The organism is Methanocalculus sp. (assembly GCF_030651615.1).
Taxonomy (GTDB): domain Archaea; phylum Halobacteriota; class Methanomicrobia; order Methanomicrobiales; family Methanocorpusculaceae; genus Methanocalculus.
Genome location: NZ_JAUSCG010000189.1, coordinates 1 through 10436 on the forward strand (window position 1 = coordinate 1; position 10436 = coordinate 10436).

General features: G+C 48.7%; 14 protein-coding genes and 1 tRNA gene. 4 read left to right on the top strand and 11 right to left on the bottom strand.

The features are described 5' to 3' along the window. From Q7V06_RS08195 to Q7V06_RS08225, 7 genes are all read right to left on the bottom strand, one after another. Positions 1-545: hypothetical protein (locus Q7V06_RS08195; protein ID WP_304840442.1), on the bottom strand; the 545-nt coding region annotated here is incomplete at its 3' end. Next, the gene (locus Q7V06_RS08200; protein ID WP_304840467.1) at positions 538-1131 is read right to left on the bottom strand and encodes an EhaG family protein; all 594 of its coding nucleotides are present in this window, start codon (positions 1129-1131) and stop codon (positions 538-540) included. The genes Q7V06_RS08195 and Q7V06_RS08200, both read right to left, overlap by 8 nt. Before the next feature lie 5 nt (positions 1132-1136). Further along, a complete protein-coding gene (locus Q7V06_RS08205; RefSeq protein ID WP_304840444.1) occupies positions 1137-1589 on the bottom strand; it encodes a DUF2106 family protein in 453 nt (150 codons plus the stop codon). After that, on the bottom strand, positions 1589-1828 hold the full coding sequence (locus tag Q7V06_RS08210; protein WP_304840446.1) for a DUF2107 family protein: 240 nt from the start codon (positions 1826-1828) through the stop codon (positions 1589-1591). The genes Q7V06_RS08205 and Q7V06_RS08210 overlap by 1 nt, the downstream gene beginning before the upstream one ends. After that, positions 1825-2058 carry a DUF2108 domain-containing protein gene (locus Q7V06_RS08215; RefSeq protein ID WP_304840449.1) on the bottom strand — a complete coding sequence of 78 codons (234 nt, stop codon included), beginning with the start codon at positions 2056-2058 and terminating at the stop codon, positions 1825-1827. Before Q7V06_RS08215 ends, Q7V06_RS08210 begins: the two co-directional genes overlap by 4 nt. Beyond that, complete coding sequence (locus Q7V06_RS08220) at positions 2055-2303, bottom strand: DUF2109 family protein (RefSeq protein ID WP_370650834.1); 249 nt, start codon at positions 2301-2303, stop codon at positions 2055-2057. Before Q7V06_RS08220 ends, Q7V06_RS08215 begins: the two co-directional genes overlap by 4 nt. Beyond that, positions 2291-2776: a hypothetical protein gene (locus Q7V06_RS08225; protein ID WP_304840451.1), complete on the bottom strand. Its 486-nt coding sequence runs from the start codon at positions 2774-2776 to the stop codon at positions 2291-2293. The genes Q7V06_RS08220 and Q7V06_RS08225 overlap by 13 nt, the downstream gene beginning before the upstream one ends. A 119-nt stretch (positions 2777-2895) precedes the next feature. On the opposite strand from Q7V06_RS08225, the gene Q7V06_RS08230 reads away from it, so the two are divergent. Beyond that, entirely contained in the window at positions 2896-3915 is a 1020-nt protein-coding gene (locus tag Q7V06_RS08230) for an AI-2E family transporter (protein ID WP_304840453.1), read from the top strand. Positions 3916-3990: 75 nt separating this feature from the next. Here the strand turns inward: Q7V06_RS08230 and Q7V06_RS08235 are convergent, their stop codons facing one another. Then, the gene (locus Q7V06_RS08235; RefSeq protein WP_304840455.1) at positions 3991-5310 is read right to left on the bottom strand and encodes an acetyl-CoA hydrolase/transferase family protein; all 1320 of its coding nucleotides are present in this window, start codon (positions 5308-5310) and stop codon (positions 3991-3993) included. Positions 5311-5505: 195 nt separating this feature from the next. Here Q7V06_RS08235 and Q7V06_RS08240 point away from each other — a divergent pair. Both Q7V06_RS08240 and Q7V06_RS08245 read left to right on the top strand, forming a co-directional pair. Next, a tRNA-Leu gene (locus Q7V06_RS08240) sits at positions 5506-5590 on the top strand. 33 nt (positions 5591-5623) lie between these two features. Further along, positions 5624-6190: a GNAT family N-acetyltransferase gene (locus Q7V06_RS08245; protein ID WP_304840457.1), complete on the top strand. Its 567-nt coding sequence runs from the start codon at positions 5624-5626 to the stop codon at positions 6188-6190. A gap of 45 nt (positions 6191-6235) precedes the next feature. Here Q7V06_RS08245 and Q7V06_RS08250 read toward each other — a convergent pair whose 3' ends face one another. After that, positions 6236-6463, bottom strand: coding sequence for a rubredoxin (locus tag Q7V06_RS08250; protein WP_304840459.1), 228 nt, complete (start codon positions 6461-6463; stop codon positions 6236-6238). A gap of 75 nt (positions 6464-6538) precedes the next feature. Beyond that, the gene (locus tag Q7V06_RS08255) at positions 6539-8191 is read right to left on the bottom strand and encodes an ATP-binding protein (protein WP_304840461.1); all 1653 of its coding nucleotides are present in this window, start codon (positions 8189-8191) and stop codon (positions 6539-6541) included. Positions 8192-8285: 94 nt separating this feature from the next. Between Q7V06_RS08255 and Q7V06_RS08260 the strand changes: the two genes are divergently transcribed. After that, positions 8286-9470, top strand: coding sequence for an FAD-dependent oxidoreductase (locus Q7V06_RS08260; RefSeq protein ID WP_304840463.1), 1185 nt, complete (start codon positions 8286-8288; stop codon positions 9468-9470). Between the two features lies 1 nt (position 9471). Here Q7V06_RS08260 and serS read toward each other — a convergent pair. After that, on the bottom strand, positions 9472-10436 hold a 965-nt coding region (gene serS, locus Q7V06_RS08265), incomplete at its 5' end, for a serine--tRNA ligase (RefSeq protein ID WP_304840465.1).

Consider the following 10436-nt stretch of genomic DNA (forward strand, 5'->3'; position numbering starts at 1 on the left):
TAAAACGGTGCCATACCCTCACCCATAACCCCGAGGACGAGGAGAATCTTTGCAAGGAGGGGGGCTGCTCCAATGCCTGCAAGTGTCCATATCGAGAGGGTTCCGGTCGTTGCAAGTATCATGGCTGCCCCGCCAAAGAGCGGAACAGAGGCGATCATCGCAACGATCCCATACTGGTATGCGGCATTCAATACGTGACGGTTCCTTGAACTGGCGACAATTCCGATGTTTGTAATCCCGATCATTGCGGCAAAGAGGGTGAAATTGAAGATGTCACCCGTCACCACAGCGCCAAGGGTTGCAGCTCCGCAGGCGAGTGCCATAAACCGCTGGAATCGGAGATCTTCGGGCTTGATCTCTTTTGCATAGTAGGCATCACCGCCGAAGATGATATCAATCTGCTTTTCAGGAATGCTGAATGCGGCAAGCAGGATGAAGATTATTGCAAATGCAAAGAGGGTTGCTGTGTAGACACTGAAGTAGGGAACGATATCCCCAAATGCTATCATGAAGAGTCCGGCACCTTCAATACCCTGATCAAACATTCGGATCACCACTCATGGTCCCTATAAGAGAGAATTTTGCCATCACTTTTACGAGGATGGCGCCACCGGCGATCATCACCGCAAAGAACCACTGCTCCGGAAGGATGAGGAAGATGAAGAAGGCGGCTATCCAGGCTACCCATGCATAACCACTCGCCGTCTCGATGAGGGCGAACTGTTCGTCACTTCCTTTGCAGACACAATAGAAGATGATCCCAAGCCCTGCGACTGCACCTCCTGAGAATCCAGATAGGATTATCCCATACAGAACGAGGATTCCCGCGAGGATCGGAGGTGCAGTCTGTATCACCTCGATATCAAGGGGACATGAGATCTTCTTCCGCTGTATCCCTTCTTTCACCAGATAGATCTCGGCAAGGGCCATAAGTTCCGCTATCATCACAACAAGCCCCGGAAGTATCAGTGCTTCAGCAAGGTCGGTTGCAACAAGAGCAATGAGGAGGAGTGCCATGATCTCAGCGAGATCAGTGAGGATGAGCCTGTGCAGGTCATCGGTCTCCTGATAGAGTGATATGAAGGCGATGATGATACATATGAAGGCGGCAATAAGCCCGGTTTGATACATACCGATCACTCTTCATCCCTCCGCAGGAAGAGGAATGATGCGATTCCGAATGCAACAAAGAGTATGCTCGTCTCAACGACGGTATCAAGACCCCGTGTGTTGTAGAGGATCTCGTCGATGATTCCGCCGGGATGAGCAACGATCGTTGTGCCGACATGATGGGTAAGCGTGGCAAGTGCAAGAGAGAAGGGTGTCAGGTATGCGGTAACATACCCAAGGTACGGACTGTTATCCGGATATTCTGCCTGTACTTCGGTCTTTTCAAAGGGTATGCCGCCACGGTCATATGGGTCAAGGGGGCTGTCTCGTTGAATCGTCTTTGGATAGAGTCGATCCCCCTGATATTCAAGCGAGGGGATCGTGAGAAGGCCGCCGATGATAACGATGATCACAAGGACGGCATAGACCTGTGAGAGTTTATCAAAGTCTGAAAGGATTCGTGAAAGTCTGCGGATCATCAGTTGATCGCCTCCCTCTTTCCTATCACCCTGACAAAGATGAATGTTGAGACTGTTGTAACAGCAATAAACGTCAGCAATGCCAGCATCTCATCAAAGGAGAGCATCACGAGGAGGAGTCCGAAAGCCGGTATCTCCAGGTTGATCAGCCGGGTCAGATAGTCTTTTGGAGAGGGCCATGCGACTGACATGGTTCCAAGGAGGATGAGACCAAGTCCGAGGATAAATTCAGGTGTCATGAGGTCCGCCTCCCGAGGAGGAGAAGGATAAAGATGGTTGATACCGGGATGACGAGAGCAACAATGATTGCAACGTCCAGATACCCCCTCATGACGATGAATGGTATGACCCCTCCTGAGAGTATGGATAATCCGATCAGTTTATCAAACGGATTCTTCCAGAGTGCTGTCGCAGCTGCACCGAGGAAGATCAGGAGTGTCAGACCGATGGTGATGAGTGATTCGATCATGGCTGCTCCCTCCGTGCATAGGCGCTTGCGATTGCATTTGCTTCAAGGGTTGATCCGACAAAATATGCAGCAGCAGCCACAAGGGTGAGCGGATGGGGGAGGATCAGAACGATCAACCCGGCAATTCCAAAGTTCATCACATTCACAAATGGGAGTTTGAGAAGCGTCTCCCGTTCCAGAACTGCCCTGATTGCACAATAAACGGCGATGATAAGGCAGATTGAAGCAGCAATCAGGCTCTCCACCTCCAGAGGCGGCCGAGGATGCGGCTTGCATGGGGGTGGGAGATTCCCTGAATTGTAAGAATTGCAATGACTGTTCCTACAATAAAGTCAGAGGCTCCGAATCCGATCTGCATGCACCCGGCGATGACAAAGGTGGCGATTAGTGCCCCGCTCGTTCCCGCATATCCGCTATCATGGCAGATTCTGTTCCCTGCATAGACCAGAGCAGCAGCAGCAATTCCTCCGGGAATACCTGCAACAAAGAATCCGCAGGCGGCGAGAAGGGTTCCGGCCGATGCATCGGGGGAGGATACGATATTCCCTATCATCCATCCGCCATGCTGATCTCCGCCATGCTTTGCAATCGCAGAGCCGATCGCATCCGCGCCACTGACGCCCCCTTTCTCAGGAAGCCTCCAGAAAACATCGATTGTTACAAAGAGAATCCATGCAATGGCGGTTGCAATGAGTATCTGTCCATATTCTTCAAGCATGACTCATCCAGATGATTCGTTATATCATCGCAGGTATAGTAAAACCTTATGATTCTGACATTCAAATCCGGGCATAATATCACTATATTATTACCTATTGAGGAGTATTACTCTGTTATATGACCGTTGGAGGTTATCCTGACAGAAATATAGTGCTTTGCGTCGGTGCAATCATGGTAGTCGCCGCCCTTGCATTCTGGGAGCTTCTTGGCGTAATCATCATCGCGGGCACCCTTGCTGTCGTCCTCCTGCCGATTCAACGCTTTTTAACCCGAAAGATCAATCCGTTTATATCATCTTTTCTCATAGCAAGTCTTGTTGTTCTTATTGCCTCCTCAGCAATCGGCTTTACGATTGCAATCTTTTACACCCATGCCGATTACATTTCATATCTCATCGATACCATCCTCACCTGGTTTGGGGCAATCGGAGCAGCCGGTACACCAACAATCAGTCAGACTGAGATGAATGATTGGATTATACTTCAGCTCGACACTCTTTCTGCATGGTCTACGAGTCTCGTGTATCAGGCCCCAATGATTCTGGTGAAGATTCTAATCTTTCTGATGGCATTGATGGCGTTTCTGTATAAAAGCGATGAGATATACACAGAGTTGATCGGTGTCCTTCCGGGCAGGCTCTCGTCAGCATGTGTGGAGGTTTCAAAGGTGGCAGTTGATACCCTGTATGCGATCTATGTCGTCCATATCATAACTGCAATCATCACATTTCTTCTTGCAGTTCCATTCTTCTACTTCCTTGGATACGATTATGTTCTGTTTTATGCGACACTTGCGGCACTGTTCCAGTTGGTCCCGATCCTCGGCCCTTCACTGCTGATGGTCTTCCTTGGAATATATGCAGTATCTATTGGGGATCTCAGGAGTGCGGCTCTGATCGCCATAATCGGGTACCCGATTGTATGCGCAATGCCTGATCTCCTGTTCAGACCGCTCATTATGGGGATGCGTGCCAAGCTGAATCCTCTGTTGATGTGGATTGGGTTCTTCGGTGGTCTTGCAGTGATGGGGCTCATCGGTTTTATCCTCGGCCCCCTCTTTATCGCCCTCGTCGCCGCCGGGTATGCGGTTCTGATACGGGAGCTCAGGACTGCAAAAGAACAGGAGATGATGGGTTAGATCAATACTGGCAGATCTCTGAATCAGGAATTGGATTTTTATAATCCGGCTGCTTTCTCAAGATGGGAAAACGGGTCAGATTATCCCCATCATATCAGCTTCTCGGAGTAATGCATCTCGAAATGACGGGTGTGCCAGATCAATGATTGCCAGTGCCCGTTGTCTGGTATCTTTCCCTTTCATGTTAGTAATTCCGTATTCAGTGACCAGATAGTGAATATCCTGTCTTGGGGTTGTTATTGCGGACCCTTCTTTGAGTCGCGGAACAATCTTCGATATCGTCCCCCCTTTCGCTGTAGAGTAGAACGCAAGAATCGATCTTCCACCTTGTGAGTCGAAAGCTCCCCGAACAAAATCGAGCTGCCCGCCTGTTCCGCTGAACAGGGAGCCTGACAGATATTCGGCATTTGCCTGTCCAAGAAGGTCAACTTCAAGAATAGAATTAATCGAGATCATTGTGTCATTTTTTGCAATAACGGCGGGTGAACAGACATACGATGCAGGATAGCTTTCGATTGAAGGATTATCATTCATAAAGTCGTACATATGCTTTGTTCCAGCGGCTGTGGTAAAGATATGTTTATGTTGATGGAGATTTTTCTTCTTCCCGGTAATAACTCCTTTATCAATCAGGTTAACCATCCCTTCGGTGAACAGCTCTGTGTGGATACCGAGATTTGAATGATTTATAAGCGATCTTGTAACTGCATTTGGAAGCCCTCCGATTCCAAGTTGTATTGTTGCTTCATCGGGGATCATCCCGGCAATCATTGGTCCGATGATCGCATCTTCCGGTTTCTCTCCGGGACTTACCAATTCTAACAGAGGCATGTTACATTCAACAATCCCATCAATATCAGAGATATGAATCTGTGAATCTCCAAAAACACGGGGCATATTTTGGTTTACCTCTAGAATTACTTTTTTTCCATATCGGGTTGCTGTAGAAATATAATCATTTCCTGTGCCAAAACTGAAAAATCCGGATTTATCCATCGGCGAAACGGTGGTAACCACCGTATCAATCTCCATAAAATCCCTGCATAATCGTGGAATCTGGTGGAGATAGGATGGAACATGATAACTCAACCCGTACCTGGTCATCATCCGGTCAGCTTCTCCGGTAAACCATGAATGATGAGTTATCTGATCACAGAGATTTGGGGAAAGAACAGTCGATTGTGCATGTTCTCTCGGAAGAAATGTGTAGATGTTCACATCTTTGAGTTTATGAGCAGAGACATGATCTGCAATTGCCCCAAGTAGTGCCGGAGGCTGGCAGATATTCATTCCATACACGATGGTTTCGCCACTTTTTATATGGCTGACGGCCTCATCCGGCGATCGTAAGAGCGACAGATAGCGGGAATCTGAGTGAGGATTCACAGACAACATATTACTCTTTGATACTCTGATGATCAAATAAAAGAATGCCAATACATATTTTTCAACTGAACGTCTTCGATTACGGTGATTCATCTCAAAAAATTGTGCTGCAACGGGCATGAGTATTTTTTCAATCCTGTATGGTGAGATAGTTCTGTTTTTTATTGTTTGACGGCTAATAAGATACGAACTTGTTAATTGTGTGCGAGAGTAGCCGAGCCAGGTCAAAGGCGCTGGATTTAGGGTCCAGTCTCGCAGGGGTTCGCCGGTTCGAATCCGGCCTCTCGCATTGTTTATTTGAATCTCTATTATGAGCCTGAACATGGTACAACCATTCCAAACTCCCATTCGTACGGATCGCCTCCATCTCATCCCTGCAACCATTGAAATGCTGAAGAGTGAACAAGGCGACAGACAAGCACTATCAACACTCCTCCGGGCGTATGTGCCCGGAGCATGGCCACCGCCTCTCCTTGATGAGGAGACACTCTCATCATTTATTTTGATGATCGAAGAAGAACGTGATCCGTACTTCACCTGCTGGTACTGGATAAGGGATGACCGATCAAAAGGGAGACGGACATTAATCGGAAGCGGGGGGATTGCATCATCGCCGGTTTCAGGTGATAGTATTGTTATTGGGTATTCTGTTTTAGAAGAGTACCGATGTCTGGGGTATGCAACTGAAGCGGTAAAAGGCTTGATCCCTGGTATCTTCTCGCTCATCGGAATAGAGCAGATCATCGCAACCACGTATCCGGACATGATCGCATCAATCCGGGTACTGGAAAAGAACGGGTTTATGAATGCAGGTGAGGTTGCAAGAGGTGAAGGCATCGAGGAGGGAACACTCCTTTATCTGCTGAAGAAGCCGGATATCCAGATCTGAAAGGATTGTTGCATCAGGAAGCAGAGACATCTCTTCCCCTTATTCTTATCTTTCCCCATATAACCGGTCAAGCCTGCATACATCCTCTACCGGTTCTATCCTGACAAATGCAGAATTCTGAGTTATAACTGCGACACCGCAGACCGGACAGACATAATCATCAGGGAGATCTTCAAACGCCGTTCCTGGCTCGATTCCCCGGAGTGGTTCACCTCTCAATGGATCATACACATATCCGCAGACGATACACCGAAATGAATCAAGATCTTCCATACCCTTCCAAAGACGTTTCGGCGTATAACTTTTGCGCAGAAAAACACTTATACTACGTTTTATCAGGAAAAAACGTTATGGAGCTGAAAGCCCGATGATCTCGCGCCCCGTCACACCATCAATAAAGAGTTGACGCCCTCCGGATTCCGATGCGATCCTCGCCTCATATACAGGGTAATAGATCATCCTGATCTTTGTGATCTCAGAAGTTCGTTCAATTCCTTTGAGTATCTTTCTGAGTTCGTCCTCAGTAACCATTGGATTTCTTGTCTCCCCGGAAAGGGGGTGAAGCTTTTGTTTAATCGTATAATGAAGATTTGATAGTTTTGGGATCGGATGATCCAGGAGGGGGATGTAAACTACAGCCCCTTCTTCAGACTTCATCATGGTGATACGATGTTGTTTCTGAAGGAGTTTGATCGCCTTCTTCACCTCAATCGGTCTGAGGCTTGTTTCTGCCTCGATCTCAAGTACGGTCAGACCAGCAGGGGAAAGAGCAGATAGTATGGCAACCGCTGCCTCATCAAGTCCTATCAGCTCGGAAAAACCAGGTCTGATCATCAGTCCGTCAGAGAGATCGGCACGGTTCCCATGAAAAGCCTCAAGAATAAACGATGACTTTCGTGTACTCTTCTTCAGCATGCCTGCGAGGTACTTCACCTCAAGAACGAGTAAGGGCCATGATACCCGCTCAAAATGGGTGATCCTCTCAAGATATCTCCGCCTCCAGAAACTCCGCTTACAGAGCCCCTGCACAATCCGAAGTGCTTCGTCACGTTGAAGGAGTGTCGGGATCGCAGTATTTAATTCTGGCTGTTCTTCAATCGGGCTTCCCGGAATAACACGGCTGCTCTCTTCTTCCTCCCCTTCCTCTTCAGGGGGGGGTGATTTTGGAGGTTCTGGGATAGGTGCCGCCTCTGTCTGAATTGGTATAGGCTCTTCTATCTCCTTTGGTCTCCCCGGAGTAATCTGGGGGGTTACTCCCCGGTGCTTCGTCTCCCGCCCTCCAAACATCATCAGCGTCTTCTCACTCACAAGACCCCCCATCACATAGAATTCGCCGGGATTGAGAGTAATCAGTTCTTCCACCTCTCTTCTCGAATCAAAGAAGTGAGCAACCGCTTTCAAATCGTTATCTATTGTGAGTTTTCCGATGATCTGGTTATTGCACTGGCTGAGGACATTCTTCTGTACAAGCGATGGACGCTGGGTGGCAACAAGGAGACCAAGCCCCCGCTTTCTTCCACGTCGTGAGATCTCTTCGATCATCTTGATCGAGTCTCTCGACTGAGGAATAAACTTGTCAGCTTCTTCAACGATGAGGAGGTAAGGCTTTCTCAGCTCAGATTCAAGTTCATACAGTATATTGACAAGTGCAGTTGCTTTCACCCGCATATCCACCTCTGAGACATCGAAGATGATATGCCGTGAAGAGAGGATGGCATCCCTCATCACCGTATAGAGATCGACTGTTTCGATATCAAAATCACAGTCTTCATCCGATCCAATCCAGATGATTGGAAACCGATCCTTGAGTGAGAAGTATTCACCCTCGGTGTCGATTAAACAGAAGCCGATATAGGATTTACAGAGATGCTCACAGAGGACCGCAATACCCCAGCTCTTCCCTGCCCCCGACTGAGCGATGACGCATGTCCTCCCGGTGACAAGTTCCTGAGCACTGATGCCGAGATCGCGATCTCCTACCTTTCCAACGCCAAGATCCATATTCCCAACAGAGAATAGGCATAGAAAGAGTTAAGATTTGGGGAAGGTCATCCCAGGGAAGTTACTTAATCCTAATACCAGCTTATACACCACTATGGCGATCATCGTCGGATCGGGTGCAGGTGGGGCAGCTGTTGCCAGATATCTCGCAGAAGCGGGGCATAAGGTTCTGATCATTGAGAGAGGGCCGTTAGTTCCAGAAAGAGAGGCAGGACGGTGCTATGCAAACGTGGATGCAGGTGTCCGACTGATGCGGACATTCTGTCTTGGCGGCACGACAATGGTCTCCGGTGGAAATGCTCTGCGATGCCTTGAAGATGAGTTGCAGGCACTGGGTATTGATCTATCGCGGCATTTTGCAGCTGTTGAGAAAGAGCTTGCCGTCCGCACACTCCCCGATCACCTGATCGGACCCGGTACCCGCCGCCTGATGGATGCAGCAGAAAAATTCGGATTACCTATGCACCGGATGCCGAAGTTTATCGATCCGGATCGGTGTTATATGGATGGTCTCTGTGCATTCGGATGCCCCCATGATGCACGCTGGTCCGCACTCAGGTTCGTTTTGAAAGCAAAGGAATATGGAGCGAAGGTGATCACAGAGAGAGCAGCTAATGAGGTGATCGTTCATCATGGAGAGGCTGCGGGTGTCAGGGTCGGATCAGTTGAGTACAGGGATGATCTCGTCATCCTTGCAGCGGGAGCTCTTGAAACACCCCGGTTTCTCCAGACACTCTCACTTCAGACAACTCCCCTGTTTGCCGATACCTTCGTTTCAATCGGAGGTCTCTTTCAGGATATTGGGATGAATCAGGATGTTCCGATGGGAGCGTACAGCCCCTTCGACGGTGGGATCATCCTTCCTCATTATTCGCGCCCTCTCCAAAACCTCCTTCATGAGAAGGGGATACCAGCAAAACCTGAAGATATCATCGGTATGATGGTGAAGATTAAGGATGACGATGACGGATCTGTCGGTAGTACAATTACGAAGAGGGTTACGGTTGGGGACTCTGAGCGGCTCATCAGGGGGGTTGCAACCGCAGCTTCTCTTCTAACAGAGTCCGGTGTGAACCCAAAGACATTTGTCACCGCCCCTCTCAGGGGATCACACCCCTGTGGAACAGCACGGATCGGTGTTTCACTCGATACAACGCTTAAGACGGCACTACCGGGGCTCTATGTTACTGATGCCTCAGCTCTCCCGGCAGCACCGGGATCACCTCCCATTCTTACGATCATTGCTCTTGCACGATATGCGGCAGAAAAGATGGGATAGATCAGAGATACTCCTGATCGTTCATGTATGGGCGGAGAACAACCGGAATCTCAACAGACCCGTCTTCCTGCTGGTAGTTCTCAAGGATCGCCCTGATCGTCCGTGAGGTGGCCACCTCTGTTGAGTTTAAGGTGTGGATATGGTGTTTTTGTTCAAAATTGGATGGGTCACGCATCCTCATCCCAAGCCTGACAGCCTGGTATGCAGTGCAGTTTGAACAGGAGACTACCTCTCTGTATGCCTCTTCACGTGGCATCCAGACCTCAATATCATACTTCTTTGCTGCAACGGTTCCTATGTCGCCTGTGCAGATAAGAACGACATGATAGGGAAGGCCAAGGTTTGTATAGAGTTCTTCTGCATTGGCAAGAAGCTCCTCATGAATCGCCGGTGAATCTTCAGGTTTACAGAAGACGAACTGCTCTACTTTATGGAACTGGTGAACACGGAACAATCCTTTCGAATCTATTCCGTGAGATCCGATCTCTTTTCTGAAACATGGTGAGAGGCCTGCAAGGCGAAGTGGGAGGTCCTTCTCTTCAAAGATCTCATCCTGGTACATCGCACACATCGGATGTTCGCTCGTAGCTATCAGATAGCTGTCCGCATCTTCGATCTTATACATCACATCTTCAAAGTCAGCGAGATCGGTCACCCCTTCATATGACGAACGGTTCATCATATAGGGGGGGATGATAGGGGTAAAGCCCTTCTTCATCAGGAGATCTATGGCATATCGCTGAAGTGCCATGTCTAGGAGGGCCAGGTTACCTTTGAGATAAGAAAACCCTGCACCGGATGTCCGTGCGGCCCGTTCAAAATCCGCCCATCCCTTATCGACGGCAAGCTGACCATGATTTTGCACCGGAAATGAAAAGATTCTGGGGGTTCCTACCCGCTTTATCTCGACATTTTCGGTGTCGTCCTTTCCAAACGGTACGCTCTCATCAAGGATATTTGGGAGGC